At 53.9% G+C, this 16,809-nt stretch carries 12 protein-coding genes and 1 tRNA gene; 2 read left to right on the top strand and 11 right to left on the bottom strand.

The window, feature by feature from the left end:
• Positions 1–7: 7 nt before the first annotated feature.
• The 9 genes from ACT3RR_RS14360 to ACT3RR_RS14320 form a co-directional block, all read right to left on the bottom strand.
• Positions 8–100, bottom strand: a tRNA-Ser gene (locus tag ACT3RR_RS14360).
• Positions 101–427: 327 nt separating this feature from the next.
• The gene (gene csrA, locus ACT3RR_RS14355; protein WP_013574027.1) at positions 428–613 is read right to left on the bottom strand and encodes a carbon storage regulator CsrA; all 186 of its coding nucleotides are present in this window, start codon (positions 611–613) and stop codon (positions 428–430) included.
• A gap of 256 nt (positions 614–869) precedes the next feature.
• Entirely contained in the window at positions 870–3,497 is a 2,628-nt protein-coding gene (gene alaS / locus ACT3RR_RS14350) for an alanine--tRNA ligase (RefSeq protein WP_496200550.1), read from the bottom strand.
• 138 nt (positions 3,498–3,635) lie between these two features.
• Positions 3,636–4,313, bottom strand: a complete 678-nt coding sequence (gene recX, locus ACT3RR_RS14345; RefSeq protein WP_496200549.1) for a recombination regulator RecX — start codon at positions 4,311–4,313, stop codon at positions 3,636–3,638.
• 116 nt (positions 4,314–4,429) lie between these two features.
• Positions 4,430–5,494: a recombinase RecA gene (recA, locus tag ACT3RR_RS14340; RefSeq protein WP_034787594.1), complete on the bottom strand. Its 1,065-nt coding sequence runs from the start codon at positions 5,492–5,494 to the stop codon at positions 4,430–4,432.
• 110 nt (positions 5,495–5,604) lie between these two features.
• Positions 5,605–6,099 (bottom strand): nicotinamide-nucleotide amidase, encoded by a 495-nt coding sequence (pncC, locus tag ACT3RR_RS14335; protein ID WP_154146491.1) that lies wholly within the window; start codon positions 6,097–6,099, stop codon positions 5,605–5,607.
• Between the two features lie 241 nt (positions 6,100–6,340).
• Positions 6,341–7,453, bottom strand: a complete 1,113-nt coding sequence (gene mltB / locus ACT3RR_RS14330) for a lytic murein transglycosylase B (protein WP_353501076.1) — start codon at positions 7,451–7,453, stop codon at positions 6,341–6,343.
• Positions 7,454–7,640: 187 nt separating this feature from the next.
• Positions 7,641–8,045, bottom strand: a complete 405-nt coding sequence (locus ACT3RR_RS14325) for a GlcG/HbpS family heme-binding protein (RefSeq protein ID WP_353501075.1) — start codon at positions 8,043–8,045, stop codon at positions 7,641–7,643.
• A 10-nt stretch (positions 8,046–8,055) separates the two neighbouring features.
• A complete protein-coding gene (locus ACT3RR_RS14320) occupies positions 8,056–9,279 on the bottom strand; it encodes an MFS transporter (RefSeq protein ID WP_353501074.1) in 1,224 nt (407 codons plus the stop codon).
• A 101-nt stretch (positions 9,280–9,380) separates the two neighbouring features.
• Here ACT3RR_RS14320 and ACT3RR_RS14315 point away from each other — a divergent pair, with 101 nt between their 5' ends.
• Positions 9,381–10,283 carry a LysR family transcriptional regulator gene (locus tag ACT3RR_RS14315; protein WP_485903138.1) on the top strand — a complete coding sequence of 301 codons (903 nt, stop codon included), beginning with the start codon at positions 9,381–9,383 and terminating at the stop codon, positions 10,281–10,283.
• Positions 10,284–10,298: 15 nt separating this feature from the next.
• Here ACT3RR_RS14315 and ACT3RR_RS14310 read toward each other — a convergent pair whose 3' ends face one another.
• Together ACT3RR_RS14310 and ACT3RR_RS14305 are read right to left on the bottom strand one after the other, a co-directional pair.
• Positions 10,299–11,726: a hypothetical protein gene (locus ACT3RR_RS14310; protein ID WP_485903137.1), complete on the bottom strand. Its 1,428-nt coding sequence runs from the start codon at positions 11,724–11,726 to the stop codon at positions 10,299–10,301.
• Between the two features lie 148 nt (positions 11,727–11,874).
• On the bottom strand, positions 11,875–14,658 hold the full coding sequence (locus tag ACT3RR_RS14305) for a flavocytochrome c (protein ID WP_496200548.1): 2,784 nt from the start codon (positions 14,656–14,658) through the stop codon (positions 11,875–11,877).
• Positions 14,659–15,252: 594 nt separating this feature from the next.
• On the opposite strand from ACT3RR_RS14305, the gene ACT3RR_RS14300 reads away from it, so the two are divergent.
• A complete protein-coding gene (locus ACT3RR_RS14300; protein WP_353501070.1) occupies positions 15,253–16,764 on the top strand; it encodes an anion permease in 1,512 nt (503 codons plus the stop codon).
• The last annotated feature ends 45 nt before the right edge of the window (positions 16,765–16,809 follow it).

Genomic DNA, 16,809 nt, shown 5'->3' with positions numbered 1-16,809 from the left:
TTTTAAATGGCGGTGAGGCGGGGATTCGAACCCCGGATGCAGCTTTTGACCGCATACTCCCTTAGCAGGGGAGCGCCTTCAGCCTCTCGGCCACCTCACCATACGCCTCTTTCGAGTTGTGCTGACTAACTTTGTTTAAGCTCATCGGCACTGCGTGGCGCACATATTACTTTCACGGGCTTATAAGTCAAACCCTTTTTTTCTAACATTCGTTCGTTTGAACAATTCACGCGCAACCTGCACAGTTTCAAGGCAAAAAGAGCCTCTTATTGGCAAAAACACCGGATATTTTCTAGAGATAACTGTTTACGGCGTCGCTGAAGCAAGGGAAAAAACAGAGAATAAAACAGGGGAAAACAGGAAGGGATAACGCTTAAACGCGAAATAAGAAGGTCAGCGCCTCGCCATCGGCGAGACGCCTGGTAAATCAGTAACTCGTTTGTTGAGACTTCTCAGCCTGAATGCGCTGATAAATCTCTTCACGATGCACAGAGACCTCTTTTGGCGCGTTAACACCAATACGCACCTGGTTACCTTTTACGCCTAACACGGTAACAGTTACCTCATCGCCAATCATGAGGGTTTCACCAACTCGGCGAGTCAAAATAAGCATTCTTTGCTCCTTGAAGAATTAAAAGAGTCGGGTCTCTCAGTTTCCCGGCCATTATCTATCAACCACGGGTAAAACGTAAGCCATGACCCCCACATAAAACTTAACTAGCCTGCGACCTCAGCCGTGCATATTTTAAGTTTAGCCGAAAACGAGGCGATTGTGGGTTTTCTAGCCTGGCCTACCCAACCTGCGATAGCGAAAACGCCATAGTGCACAATACATTATGGCGTTTCTTTGTGTAGTGATTTATTTCTTATTACAGCTTAGCTTCAAGCCAAGCTTCTACACTGGCAAGGGCTGCAGGAAGTGCCTGAACATCGCTACCACCTGCCTGAGCCATATCAGGACGGCCACCACCTTTACCCCCTACCTGCTGCGCAATAGAGGCAATCAACTCGCCTGCTTTAACGCGATCGGTCAGGTCTTTGGTGACACCAGCAATCAGGCTGACTTTATCGTCAGCGATGGTTGCCAGAACGATAATCACCGAGCCCAGCTGATTTTTCAGGTCATCAACCATGGTGCGAAGCATTTTCGGCTCGACATTATCCAGTTGGCTGACAAGGACTTTAACCCCTTTGACTTCTTTGGTCTGGCTAGAAAGTGAAGCACTTTCCTGCGCAGCCTGTTGGCCTTTCACCTGCTGAAGTTCTTTCTCCAGCTGGCGCGAACGCTCGATCAAAGTACGAATCTTCTCTGAGACGCTGTTTACATCGCCCTTCACCAGATGCGCGACGTCTTGCAACAAATCACTCTGTTGGTGAAGTGATGCAATAGCGTTTTCGCCGGTGATGCCTTCGATACGACGGATACCTGCGGCAGTGCCCGATTCGCTTTGAATACGGAACAGGCCGATGTCGCCGGTACGGCTAGCATGGGTGCCGCCGCACAGCTCAGTGGAGAAGTCGCCCATAGAAAGTACGCGAACATTGTCCTCGTATTTCTCGCCGAACAGCGCCATTGCGCCCTGCTCTTTGGCATCATCCAGCGCCATGATTTTGGTTTCAACCGGCAAGTTGCGACGAATCTGCGCATTCACCAAGTCTTCAACCTGACGAATTTCTTCCGGTTTCATGGCTTCGAAGTGGGAGAAGTCAAAACGCAGGTAGTTATCGTTAACCAGCGAGCCTTTCTGCGCCACATGCTTGCCCAGTACCTGACGCAACGCGGCGTGCAGTAAGTGGGTCGCCGAGTGGTTCAGGCGGATACGGTCGCGGCGAGCAGCGTCGATTTCAGCTTCAACGCTGTCACCCACGCTCAGTTTGCCTGCATTCAGCGAGCCTTGATGACCAATGGCTTTGCCATATTTCTGGGTGTCGGAAACGGTGAAGATGCCGGAGGCCGTTTTCAGCTCGCCCTTATCACCCACCTGACCGCCTGACTCGCCGTAGAATGGCGTGTCATCAAGGATAACGATAGCGTTAACCCCGGCCTGAATCTCTTCCACTGGCTGGCCATCAACAAACAGAGCAACCACTTTTGAATGGCGCTCTGCATGCTCATAACCCGAGAAATGAGTCACGCCATCAACGCGTACCATGCTGTTGTAATCTGCGCTGAAGCCGCTAGATTCGCGCGCACGACGGCGCTGAACGTCCATCGCTTTCTCGAAGCCAGCTTCGTCAACTTTCAGATTTCTTTCGCGGCAAACGTCAGCGGTCAAGTCCAACGGGAAACCGAAGGTGTCATACAGACGGAAAGCGATTTCGCCATCCAGCGTGTCGCCTTTCAAAGAGGAAAGCTCTTCATCCAGCAGCGCCAAACCGCGCTCCAGAGTACGGGCAAACTGCTCTTCTTCGGTTTTCAGCAGTTGCTCAACCATCGCCTGCTGTTGCTTTAACTCTTCTGCTGCCGGGCCCATGACTTCAATCAGTGGCGCAACCAGCTTATAGAAGAAGGTGTCTTTCGCGCCCAGCATGTTGCCGTGACGGATAGCACGACGAATGATGCGGCGCAGCACGTAGCCGCGGTTTTCATTCGACGGGATAACACCATCGGAGATCAGGAATGCACAAGAACGGATGTGGTCAGCGATAACGCGCAGTGACTTGTTGTTCAGGTCAGTTGCACCCGTAACCTGCGCCACGGCAGCAATCAGTTTCTGGAACAGATCGATATCGTAGTTGGAGTTCACATGTTGCATGACCGCAGTGATACGCTCCAGGCCCATACCGGTATCAACCGACGGCTTAGGCAGCGGCAGCATGGTGCCGTCTGACTGACGGTTGAACTGCATGAAAACGATATTCCAGATTTCGATATAACGGTCGCCGTCTTCTTCAGCGCTGCCCGGAGGGCCGCCCCAGATGTGGTCGCCGTGATCGTAGAAAATCTCAGTACATGGGCCGCAAGGACCGGTGTCGCCCATCTGCCAGAAGTTGTCAGAAGCGAATGCGCCGCCTTTATTGTCGCCGATGCGGATAATGCGCTCTTTAGGCACACCAACCTGTTTTTCCCAAATATCAAAGGCTTCGTCATCAGTTTCATACACTGTGACCCACAGCTTCTCTTTTGGCAGATTGAACCAGTTTTCGCCGGTCAGTAATTCCCAGGCGTAGCTAATGGCATCATGCTTGAAATAGTCGCCGAAGCTGAAGTTGCCCAGCATTTCAAAGAAGGTGTGGTGGCGCGCGGTGTAACCGACGTTTTCCAGATCATTGTGCTTTCCGCCTGCGCGAACGCAGCGCTGGGAAGTCGTAGCGCGACTGTAGTCGCGCTTATCTAATCCGAGGAAAACATCCTTAAATTGGTTCATCCCTGCGTTAGTAAACAGCAGTGTCGGGTCGTTATTCGGGACAAGCGAACTGCTTGCAACAATGTTGTGTCCCTTACTGTGGAAGAAATCGAGAAACGCTTGACGGATCTCAGCGGTGCTCTTGCTCATAAATGTCCCGGAATCTGGCTTGAAGAAACGGTTCGTAAGCAAGAAAGCGCTGAATTCAGCGGCAGACTGTACGGCCCACGAACAAAAAGTGTGGATAAGATAAAATTTCTTCGCTGGGAAGTAAAATCCCGTATGCGGTCAATCATCAAAATCGCGATAAATAGACTGGATCTCTTCCTGAAAAAAGCCTCGGTAGAGCATATAACGCAGAACTTTTGATTTTTCTTTCCATTCGGTTGGCAAAGGTTCGCCAAATTTCCGCACTGCGATATCGCGGGCTAAAGCGCACCAGTCTACGTCGCTCTCTTCGAAGGCCGTCGCAATAAGCTCTTTATCGACACCTTTTTGCTGCAATTCGGAACGAATACGCTGCGCGCCATAGCCTTTTCGGCTACGGCCTGAGATATAGCGATCGGCAAATTTAGCGTCATCCAGCCAGTTATGTTGGTAGCAGTAATCAATCACGGACTGCACGTGCTCGGGAGAAATCTCTTCTGGCGGCAAGCGCACGGCTTTTTGCTGAATTTCTTCTTCCTGCCACTCTTTAGAAAACGACAGGCTAGATTTTTGTGCTTTAGGTTTGGCGGGCTTTGAATAACTTGGCTTGCTGAAAGCAACGGGAGGGGTAAGAAGTTTTTTGCGCAGCTCCATTTCGCCATGGTCGCGCTGCGACAGTAAACGCATCGCACGGCTGATTAAGGCGTTAATTTTGGCTGCATCGCCCTCTTTGGGTGGCGAGCTAAACATAGAGGAACCTTCATCGCCCCCATGTTGATTCAGTAAATCGTCGAGATTGACCTTTTTATCATCGGACATAGTGGGTACCTCATATTGGCAAAATGCCAGCCTGAAACTCAGGCTGGCATTTTATCGACCGCGTATATCCCCTGAGCCGAAGGCTCAGGTTCCAGCGTTAATTAAAGCTTTCGCTATTAAAACTCTTCGCTGGTTTCTACGTTATCGTCTAAGTCTTCAACGGTAGCAGTAGCGCTGATTTCACCGGTGCCGCTCAACAGCAGGTCACGCAGTTTTTTGTCCAGCTCGGCAGCCACTTTCGGGTTTTCTTTCAGGAAGTTACTTGCGTTAGCTTTACCCTGACCGATTTTTTCGCCGTTGTAGCTGTACCATGCGCCTGCTTTCTCAATCATCTTGTGCTTAACGCCAAGATCAACCAGCTCGCCGTTGATGTTGATGCCTTCGCCGTACATGATCTGGAATTCAGCTTGCTTAAATGGTGCAGCAATCTTGTTCTTCACCACTTTAACGCGCGTTTCGCTACCTACAACCACGTCACCTTCTTTGATAGCGCCGATACGACGGATATCCAGACGGACAGAGGCGTAGAACTTCAGCGCGTTACCACCGGTAGTGGTTTCTGGGTTACCGAACATCACACCAATTTTCATACGGATCTGGTTGATGAAGATCAGCAGGGTGTTGGCGTTTTTCAGGTTACCCGCAAGTTTACGCATTGCCTGGCTCATCATACGTGCCGCAAGGCCCATGTGAGAGTCACCAATTTCGCCTTCGATTTCAGCTTTTGGCGTCAGTGCTGCAACGGAGTCGACGATGATCACGTCAACCGCGCCAGAACGAGTCAGCGCATCACAGATTTCCAACGCTTGCTCACCGGTATCTGGCTGTGAACACAGCAGATTGTCGATATCGACGCCAAGCTTTTTAGCGTAAATCGGGTCAAGGGCGTGCTCGGCATCGATAAATGCACAAGTTTTACCTTCGCGCTGCGCCGCTGCGATAACTTGCAGAGTCAGCGTGGTTTTACCGGAAGATTCTGGCCCGTAGATTTCAACGATACGGCCCATTGGCAATCCGCCAGCGCCCAAGGCGATATCCAAAGACAAAGAGCCGGTGGAGATCGTTTCAACGTCCATAGAGCGATCTTCACCGAGACGCATGATGGAGCCTTTACCGAATTGCTTTTCAATCTGGCCCAGTGCTGCAGCTAACGCTTTTTGCTTATTCTCATCAATAGCCATTTTTGCTCCTTCGTCTGACGTGGAGTGAATTACTTCACTGACGTCACTGAATGTAATTTATGTACAGGTAATTGGCAGCAATTATACTGTATGCTCATACAGTATCAAGCCTATTTTTCAAGAAACTCATCTAATGCTGTTTGTAGCGAAAAAACAGCAGCTTGCAAGCGAACGGATTCCCGGTCGCCCGAGAAATGTTGTTTGGAAGTGAAAATTCGCCCTTCACTATTCGCAAATCCGAACCACACGGTGCCGACCGGTTTCTGCTCCGTGCCGCCATCAGGACCGGCAATGCCACTGATGGATAACGCTAAGTTAGCGCCCGCCGCATGCAGTGCGCCCTTGGCCATTTCGCGCACCGCCTCTTCGCTGACTGCGCCAAACTCCTCGAGTGTCCCGTCAGAGACGCCCAGCAGCTCGTGCTTTGAGGCATTGCTGTAAGTGATAAAGCCACGGTCAAACCATGCGGAGCTGCCCGCAATATCGGTGATAGCTTTCGCCACCCAGCCGCCGGTGCACGACTCAGCACAGGTTATCCATAATCCTTTTTCTTTCAATTTATTACCCACCAGCACGCTCAGCTGATGTAACTGTTTTTCGCTCATCGGAAATCCTTTCTGGTGGTAAAGATATGGGGCGATGTTATCACTTCTTTTCGGCACAAATCAGCCTAGTCACCTTTTTTGCGAGATGCATTCAGAAGAGAAAACATTCTATGGTTAAGCCCGTAAAAGCGTTGCAAAGCGCGGTATTATCGCCAAAACGCCCCCTTTGGGTGATCTGGCAACCAAGTGGAAAGGGCCACGAGAAGTGGCCCTTTGGAGTAATTAAAACAGGTTAAGTAAATTAGTTACCAGCGCGCGCCCTGCTCACGGCTTCACCGAGCTGCCAAACCGCCATCGCATACTGGGTACTGTGGTTGTAGCGAGTGATGGTGTAGAAGTTCGGCAGGCCGTACCAATACTGATAGTTTTGCCCCATATCCAGACGCAGCAAGCTGGCTTCCTGATAATTGGCCAGTGAGCCGAGTGGGCTAAGGCCAGCCGCTTTTAAGGTGAACAATGGATATTTGGTGTTAAAGCCATTTTCCAGCAGAGGCGCCTGCCCTGTTGCAGGCACGGCGACAGGTGCCCCGCGCGTCCAGCCGTGGCCTTTAAAGTAGTTGGCGACGCTGCCGATAGCGTCAATCGGGTCCCACAGGTTGACGTGGCCGTCGCCGTCGAAATCAACCGCGTAGTTTTTGAAGGCTGAAGGCATGAACTGCCCGTAGCCCATGGCGCCCGCGAAAGAACCGCGCAGGCTTAGCGGGTCGTCCTGCTCTTGGCGACACATCAGCAGGAAGGTTTCCAATTCACTTTGGAAGTACTCGGCGCGACGCGGATAGGCGAAGGAGAGCGTCGCCAGCGCATCAATAATGCGGGTTTTGCCCATCACGCGGCCCCAGCGCGTTTCCACGCCGATAATTCCGACAATAATCTCTGGCGGCACGCCGTAAACCTGCTCGGCGCGTTGCAGCGCATCGCGATATTGATTCCAGAACGCCACGCCATTTTGCACGTTATCCGGCGTAATGAACTTGGCGCGGTAACGCAACCATGCGCCGTTCGGGCCAGACGGAGGTCCGCCGGTTGGGGCCTGCTGGTCCATCAAGCGCAGCACAAACCCAAGGCGCTTGGTCTGCGCCAATACGTCATGCAGCTGTTGGCGATCAAAGCCGTGCTCGCGGACCATTTTATCCACGAAAGCGTTCATCCCCGCGTCGTAGGCAAAGTCACCGTTTTGCAGTTGCCCGCTGTGTTCAGGCTGTAACAGGAAGCCGCCGGGGGCGGAACTCGGCGTGCTGGCGGTACTGTTGCCACCAGAAAACGGATTACGCGGCCCGTCAGGCGGCGGAGTGGGTTTGCTGCTACAGGCAGCAAGCAGGGTAATGATCGGGAGAATGGCAGCCAAATGACGCATCGGATATCCGTATAGCCATGCAAGAAATAAGTGACAGCTATGTTAAAGCATTGGACTGCGTGAACAAACTGGAATCTAGTCTTCGCGGGCTTAAAGCATCAGCCTGTTTGAACAATGTTTTAACTTTTTGCGCAGTATGGAGGAGAAACCCAGACTGACAGGTAAATCTGCCAATCTGGGTGAAGTTTTACAGAATCGCGCGGGCGGCAAATTCAGCGATGATCTGGTCTTCTTCTTTGGTCGCGCCGGAGATGCCAACCGCGCCAATAACCTCGCCCGCCGCGTTGCGCAGCGGCACGCCGCCGCCAATGCCAACTAACCCGCCGTTGGTGTTTTCCAGCGAGTAGGCCGCGCCATTAGGATGCAGGTCAACGCCGACGTTGGCGCTGTCATTGCGGAACAATACCGAGGTGCGCGCCTTGCCGTGGGCCACGTCGATGGTGGCGAGGAAAGTGCCATCCATGCGGCTGAAAGCCAGCAGGTGCGCGCCCGCGTCGAGCACGGTAATGGACACTGGCGGGAACCGGTTGTCACTTACTGATTGGCGCGCGGCGGCAATCACGTCTTCGGCCATGCGTAAAGTCAGGCTCATAATCTTCTCTCTAATGATGATTCAGGGGATGTTTTTTACTGTCGATCACGGCAACGGTGTGGATCATCAGGCCGCCGATGGCTAAAAGCGCCCCGACCCAGCCTGTTGATTCCCAACCCATTCCCGCCGAAATCGTCACGCCGCCCAGCCATGCCCCCATGGCATTGGCGATGTTGAATGCCGAGTGGTTCATGGCCGCGGCCATGGTTTGTGCGTCACCGGCGACGTCCATCAGGCGAATTTGCAGCACGGCGGAAAGCGCCACCATGGTGCCCACCAGCATGACGTTGAGCGGCCCCAGCACCGGATGGTGCGCGGTAAAGGTAAAGGCAGCCAGAATCACAATCGACCACAGCAAAATGCCGCGAATAGTCTTCTCCAGACCACGGTCTGCTAATCGCCCCCCCGCCACGTTGCCGAGAATCATCCCTAAGCCGAACAGCGCCAGCACCACCGGGATCATCGACAGCGGCAGGTGCGCCAGTTGCAGCATGGTTGGCTTCACATAGCTGAAGACGGAGAACATCCCGCCGGAGCCGATGGCACCAATCGCCAGCGTCAGCAGCACTTGTTTACGGGTCAGGGCTTTTAACTCACTGAGCGGGCTGGCGGATTTATTGCCTTCCACCCGAGGTACCCACATCAGCACCAGAATCAGGGTCAGCACCGCAAGACCGCCCACAATGGCAAAGGCCGAGCGCCAGCCAACCCACTGGCCGATAGCCGTGGCGGCAGGTACGCCAATCAGGTTAGCGACCGTGAGGCCGAGCAGTACCATGGATACCGCCTGCGCTCGCCGCTTTCTCTCCACCAGACTGGCCGCCACCAGCGCCGCCACGCCAAAGTAAGTCCCGTGGGGGAAGCCGGCGATGAAACGGGCAAAGGCCATAGAGTAGAAAGTGGGCGCTACGCTGCTGACCAGATTTCCGGCGGCAAACAGGCCCATCAGGATCATCAGGAAATTACGGCGCGGCCAGCGCGCCCCTAAGATTGCCAGCAGCGGCGCGCCGATAACCACACCCAGCGCGTAAATACTGATCAGATGGCCCGCGGAGGGAATCGACACCCCTAGCCCTTTAGCGGCGTCGGGCAACAGCCCCATGATGACGAATTCCCCCGTGCCGATGGCAAAGCCACCCATGCCGAGTGCAAACAGCGCCTTGCCAACGCCAGCGCGAGAAAGTTCCGGCGTATCAACTGCTTCCGCCCTGATGTCTTGTTCTAAAGAGTTCATTGTGGATCCATGTGCTAATTGGAAAGCGATTATACCTCATGTATCGTTGAGTAAAATTCAACGATGCAGTGACTTCTTCTGCGAGAATAATCGAGCCTTTTATGCCTACTCTGACGCGCGGCGAATTAGCCGATCTTAATGTTTTTTCAACTATTTGTCGGCGACAAAGTTTCCGACTGGCTGCCGCCGAACTGGGCGTCACCACCTCGGCGCTGAGCCACACCATGCGCGGGCTGGAAGAGCGTCTTGGCGTCAAATTGCTGCATCGCACCAGCCGATCCGTGGTCCCCACGGCGGCGGGCGCGGCGCTGGTCAGTCAGTTAGATCAGGGCTTTGAGTTCATTCGCACCGCCCTCGGCGAGCTGGAAAACTACCGCGAGCTGCCGGTGGGCCGACTGCGCATTAATATTCCCCGCGACGCCGCGCGTCTGCTGTTCACGCCGATTTTGGCGCAGTTCAATCGCGCTTACCCGCGCATTCAGCTAGAAATCACCATTGATGACAACATGATAGATATCGTCAGCAGCGGCTACGACGCGGGGGTGCGCTACGGGCAGACGGTGCCGCAGGACATGATTGCCATGCCGCTGACCGGCAAGCTGCGCTGGGTGGTGGTCGCCTCCCCGGCTTATCTTGCGCAGCACGGCACGCCGCAGACCCCGCAGGATCTGATGAATCATAGCTGCATTCGCATGCGTATTGGCGATGCGAGCATCTACAAATGGCAGTTGGGTGAAGGTGAAGAGGCGTGCGAGCTGGACGTGCCGGGTAATTTTGTCGCCAATGAAACCGACATGATTATTCACGCCGCGCTCAACCACATGGGGCTGGCGTACTGTCTGGAGCGCTATATCGCCCCCTATCTTCAGAGCGGGCAGTTAGTGCCGGTGCTGCAAGATTGGGCAGTACAGGGCGAGCCGATCGTCATGTACTACCCTAGCCGCCGCCAGCTTCAGCCCGGCCTTAAGCAACTGATTGAGCTGATTAGAGAACATGCCCAATAAGCCTTGGGCACTCCCTTACTTGGTTTTCACCTTAATACTCTCGGAAAGCAGGTTGAGCTGATGGCTCTCCTGATGGTCATTCGGCGTTTTGCTTTCCTTGACCAGCAGAGCGTCGTTGTAGGTTTTCACCGTTTCCAGGCTGTGAGTGCTCTGAGACGTGCCCACCGTCGCCAGTCGACCTTTCTTAAAGTCCAGCGTGGTGTCGGTAGAACTGTCTTCATTTATCTGATGATAGGTGTAATTCTGCGACGACTTCAGCATGCTCAATGCCAGCGGCGTCCCCGCCGTCAGCGACTCATGGAAGCTGGCCTGCAAGTGAGACTTGGTGTTCTGAGTTATCTTGCTGCGAGTGCCGTCCACTCCGTCAACCACGTTGCTGCTTTGGCTGAAGCTATAGGCAAAGCTGTCCTTCTCATCATCTTTGTACGGGTTCGACTTAACATCCGTTTGTTGGAAGGAAGCCGAGAAGTCCGCCAAACCACTCAAATAAGACTGCGCCTTGTTAGTTTCAGTCACTGTGATGATTTGGTGGCTTTTGTCGATTTCGTTTGAGCCATAGTGGCTATTCAGCGCGTGGAACGCCGACTTGAAGCTCGACATCATGTCTTGGTTGGCATAGCCGCGCAGCGCCGCGTTATTCAGCTGTTTGTCATAAGCCGCGAGCGCCTGATCCTGCTGCCCCAGCGTGCCCAATAGCTCAGGATGGCTGAGGTCGGTGTTCAGCTGGAATGAGCCGTTAGCGTCTTTATAGCTCAGGGCGCGCTGGGTGAGGTCACTCTGGAAGTTCAGAGACTGCACGGACTGGCCGCTTTCACGTACGTCGGCGTTAAGGTCGACGGATTTGAGCAGCGTGGTATTAAATTGGGTTAAACCATCCACGTTCACCGTCGGGGTCTTGCCGGACATGCCGTCGAGGGTGCTTTGGAAAGCATCTGCCAGACCCGCAATCGCGTCGGTCTCTTTATCTGTCAACTCGCCACCGGTGGTAGTCACTTCTGCCACCAATCCCCCCTGCTGGCGGGAGAGCGACACGCTGACCTTCACGCCGCTTTGGGTGACGATGTCCAACGCCACGGCGCTGGCTTGATCGGTGCCACTGGCATCAACGTTTTTGGTAGAACTCACCGCCGCCGAGAAGTCAGAAGGGTTATCTTTAAGTTGCGCTAACAGCGCCTTACCTAACCCCTGAAACGCGCCGGATATCGGCTGATTGGCATTGGCGCCCATCAACACATCCAGCTGGCTGTGGCCGGTGTTAATGTTGTTGGTACGCAGTTTCTGCGCGCTGATGCTGTAAATCGCATTGAGTTCGTCACTCGCGTTACTCAGCGTGACGCGTGTTGAAGGCTGAGGCGGCGTTGCCGCTGGCTGGTTTACTCTGGCCCCGTTAGCGCTGGCGATGCGCGGGGGTGGGAACGAAATTCCGCTAATTTGACCTACCATTTGTCCTATCCCTGTTTCTGATGCGTTATCTGGTATCGGCCAAATTTTGATTAACTTAAGAAGAAAATGCGCAAAGTGTCGGCAAGCAGAAAGTAAAATGGGCCGAACAAGTCGGCCCATTGTGTACAGCTTACATCGAGATTATCCGTCAGGCTGATTTACGCGCCAGTGCCGCCGCGTTACGCCCGGCCAGAATGCCGAAGATGATGATGTCAGCCACTGCGTTACCGCCGATGCGGTTAGCGCCGTGGATACCGCCAACCACTTCGCCCGCCGCCCAGGCCCCGGTGATCACCTGTTTCTGAGTATCAAGCACGGCAGTGTCGGTGTTGATGGTCACGCCGCCCATGGTGTGGTGAACCCCCGGCGCAATACGAATCGCGTAGAAAGGTCCCTGATTCAGCGGATGGCGCAGCGCGGTTTTACGGCCGAAATCTTCGTCATTCTGCTTATCCACGAACACGTTGTAACGCTCAAGCGTCGCCAGCAGCGCGTGCATGTCCATGTTCAGTTTCACCGCCAGCTCCTGCGGCGAAGGCGCGCTGACCACAAAGCCCTTGGCGATATACTCGTCGGCGGCTTTGTTGTTGGCGCGAACCTGGTCGTCGAAGATCACCCAGGCACTCTTCTCTGGCAGCGCGATGATCTCGGCAGAGACTTTGTCACGAGTTTCCATTTCGTTGTAGAAACGCTTGCCCGCCTGACTCACCAGAATCGCACCGCCACCGCGGATAGCTTCGGAAATCAAATAAGAGGTGGTTTGCTCAACCGTTGGGTGGATCTGGATCTCGCCCATGTCCACGGTGTCCGCGCCGATCTTTTGCAGCATAGCGATGCCGCTGCCGGTCGCACCTTTGTGGTTAGTGGTGACAAAGCCGTCCAGCTCAGGGCGGTATTTCACCACCATTTCGCGGTTGGCGCTGAAGCCGCCGGTGGCAACAATCACGCTTTTCGCATTCAGAATGCGGGTGTCGTTGTACTCATCTACCACCTTCACGCCGGTCACTACGCCGTTATCAAACAGAATGTCAGCAACGGAAGTTTCGAGCAGCACTTCGATATCGCGTTTGTTGATGTTTTTCACCAAGCCGCTGATCAGGAAGCCGCCAACGGCGGAACGGTCAGCAGGACGGTGGGTACGGTCGATGCTCATCCCGCCAGTGATGGTGATATCGTTCAGCTCAATCTCTTTCGACGCCAGCCACTCTACGGCTTCTGGTGCCAACTCGACGAACTCACGCAGCAGCTCAGGATTGTTTTTGAACTTGCCGCCTTTCAACGTCTCCTCATAGAACAGCTCTTTACTGTCCTCAATGCCTTTCAGCTTCTGGAAACGCGTTTCTGCGGCGTTCATACCCACCGAGGCCTTGATGGTGTTGCCGCCGATGGTTGGCATCTTCTCGATGATCACCACGTGCGCGCCTTCGTCATGGGCCTGAATGGCCGCCGCAAGACCTGCGCCGCCGCTGCCGATCACTACCACGTCGTAATTCTGTGGTGCCTGCGGGTTACCGCCCTCTTCAATCACGTGCTCTTTGCTGGAGGTCGCCAGCGCGCGGGAAACGGCTTTCTTCAGCGCCTCACTCTGGGTGGTCGCGCCGGTAATGGCGTCAACGTGCGGACTGTTGGCAACCAGAATACGCGAACGCAGGCTTTCGAAGGTGGTGGTGAAGTCGACGTCGAGGGTGTCGTCCTTAACCAGCGTGATGTCGGTGATACGGTCGGTATCCAGCGTGACGCTGATTTTCAGTTTCAGCGCTTCGGCTTCGACTTTCTCCTGATAAACCCCGGCTTTATATTTACGGCCAGTGGCGCTGGTGTCGCGGATCATGGCGTCAACCAGTGAGAAGCGCCACAGCGGTTCAGGGATGTTCAGCGCTTCGCGTTTGTTGCTATCAATGAACAGCTCGAGATGCTCATTGTTGATGATGCGGTCGGCCCAGTCCGGGTACGCGATGCAGGCTTTACCTACCGCGACCAAGTCAAAACCGTGCTCCAGCGCGTTTTCCGCGTCTTCCTTGTTCAACACGCCGCCCACACCAATGACCGGGATCTTCGCCAGATTTTCGGAACGCTGCGCGCGATATTTCGTAATAAGCGGCGTTGGGTCGCTGGTGTCGACAATCGACGGGCGCAGCAACTGGCCGACGGAGAAGTGGACGTAGTCCAGACCGCGCTCGGCCAGCTTCTCCAGCAAATACATGGTGTCGTCGAAACGGATGCCCGGAACTTCTAACTCTTCCGGCGAGAAACGGTAGCCGATAATAAAGTCGTTATGGGCAAAGCGCTCCACCATCTTGTGAGCGATATCAAGCACTTCCAGCGGGAAACGGGCGCGTTTGTCGCGGTCGCCGCCCCATTTGTCGGTGCGCTGGTTGGAGTTTGGCGAGTAGAACTGCTGAATCAGGTAGGTGTTTGCGCCGTGAATCTCCACGCCGTCGAAGCCCGCTTTGATAGCACGGTTAAAGGCGTCACCAAACTTGGTGATCATCACCTCAACTTCTTCCGCACTCAGCTCTTTTGGCGTGGTCGCCCCTTCACGCGGTGCCGCAATAGCACTCGGCGCGACCGGCGTTCTGCCGCCAATCAGTTCCGGCTCCACCATGCGGCCGCCGTGATAAATCTGCAAAATAGCTTTTGAGCCTTTGGATTTAATGGCGTCGGCTATTTTCTTCAGTCCCGGAATTTTATTATCGCTATCAATTGCGATGGCCCCAGGGAAGGCCGGCCCCATGCGATCGATGAAGCAGCATTCAACAATAATAGTCCCGATACTGCCCGCGCGGTCGCGGTAATAATCCACTAATTCGCTGGTGACGGTGCCATCATAAAAGCCGGTACAAGTGGTCATCGGGGCCATAACCAGGCGGTTTTTTAGCACCGCGCCATTGGGCAAAGTGAGGTGGTTAAGAACCGGGGTGAGCTTATTCATTCTGAGCAACTCCAACATTTAGAAATCGAAAATTTTTCCGAGGGCGTAGTGCATACCGTTTAATTAACCAGCGCTGAGGTCATCTAAAAAATAAAAATAAAAGGGCGTAGCTTATATAGTGGGAAAATTTAGTTATGCGTTTTTAAGAGAAAGGGAGTTGTTTATTTAATCGTCAGAAAACCCATACCACCCTTAATTGTTAGTGATGAGTTGACAAAAATCAACTTATGATTAACATAAAAAATCATACCATAAAAATCAGTAGGTTAAGATGGGTATTTGGCTTTTACGTAAATTTACTCTACTCTCACTGAGAGTGGATGGTGTTTGACTGATAACTGTACCTTTTTTACTCTAGGCCTCTATAAAGAATGATAATATCCATCCGATAAGCTCTTCTCTGGGTAATACTAATCACTTATTCTTTTCATATTATATTCATCATAATCGAGTAATAGGCAAAAACGCTGAAACACGGAATGAATATATTGCAAATGCCATGGTGAAATAGCACAAAAATCTTTAAGCATTCCAAACGCAAACATAGATAAACGGGGCGTAACGCTCCCCCTCACTAACTTGCAGATAAAAACTATGAAACCCACATCAACTTTGAGTGATCCTAATAAGGCCGCGCCTGCCTCATCGGGACTAAAGAAACGCCTGATCATGCTGTTCTTGCCGGTGCTGGTGGCAGTCATTCTGCTGCTTTTACCGGTACCGGCTGGGCTTGAACCTTATGCCTGGCACTTCTTTGCCATCTTCGTCGGGGTGATTGTTGGTTTGATTTTTGAGCCACTGCCAGGCGCCGTTATCGGCTTGACCGGGGTGGTAGTGATTGCCCTTTTCAGCCAGTGGCTGCTCTTCAGTCCGGCCGAACTCGCTAACCCGAAATTTAAAACCGCCACTGAAGCTTTCAAATGGGCAGTGAGTGGTTTCGGTAACTCCACAGTTTGGCTGATTTTCGGCGCATTTATGTTTGCTGCGGGTTATGACAAAACGCAGTTTGGCCGCCGTCTGGCGCTGATTCTGGTGAAATACCTCGGGCGTCGCAGCTTGACCCTGGGCTATGCCATTACCTTCGCCGACCTGCTGCTGGCTCCGTTCACGCCGTCCAACACGGCGCGCAGCGGCGGGACTATCTACCCGATTATTGCCAACCTTCCGCCGCTGTACGGCTCAAAACCCAATGATCCGAGCGCGCGCAAAATCGGCTCCTATCTGATGTGGGTGGCGATAACCTCGGCCTGTATCACCAGCTCCATGTTCCTCTCCGCCCTGGCCCCTAACCTGCTGGCATTGGCGCTGGTTAAGAGCATCGTCGGGTTCGAGATTACATGGGGAATGTGGTTCCTCGCCTTCCTGCCGCTTGGCGTGCTCTTAATCCTCACTATGCCGCTGCTGGCTTACTGGTTCTATCCGCCAGAAGTGAAGATAAATGATGAAGTGCCGCGCTGGGCGACCTCCGAGCTGGAGAAGCTGGGTAAGCTGTCGCGCCATGAAATCCTGCTGCTGGTCTTCGTCTGCTCGGCCCTGCTGATGTGGATTTTCGCCGCCGCGTGGATTGAACCTGCCATGGCCGCGCTGCTGGTTGTGGTGCTGATGCTGTGGACTGGCGTGCTGAACTGGAATGACATCACCAGCAATAAGCCGGCCTGGAACACTTTCGCTTGGTTTGCCACGCTGGTGGCACTGGCCGACGGGCTGGCGCGAGTTGGCTTTATCTCGTGGCTGGGTCTGCAAGGCGGACAACTGCTTACCGGCATAGACCCGCAGGTCGCGGCGGTGATGCTGCTGGTGGCCTTCTTCCTGCTGCACTACCTGTTCGCTAGCACCACGGCGCACACCACCGCGCTGTTACCGGCGATGCTGACCATCGCGGCGGCTATTCCGGGCATCAACATGCCGGTTTACTGCCTGATGATGGTGACCTCGCTGGGCGTGATGGGGATAATCACCCCCTACGGCACCGGCCCAAGCCCGATTTACTACGGCAGCGGCTACTTGCCAACCAAAGACTTCTGGCGTTTAGGCACCATCTTCGGCGCCATCTTCCTCGGCGGCCTGATGCTCATCGCCTACCCGTGGATGGTAATGATGTTCTAATTTAGTCCCTCACGGCGTGGCACTTGCTGCACCGCCTCGACATGG

Source organism: Ewingella sp. AOP8-B2-18, assembly GCF_052376015.1.
GTDB classification, from domain to species: domain Bacteria; phylum Pseudomonadota; class Gammaproteobacteria; order Enterobacterales; family Enterobacteriaceae; genus Ewingella; species Ewingella allii.
The sequence above is the reverse complement of the archived record's forward strand: the minus strand, read 5'-3'. Positions and strand labels throughout refer to the sequence as shown.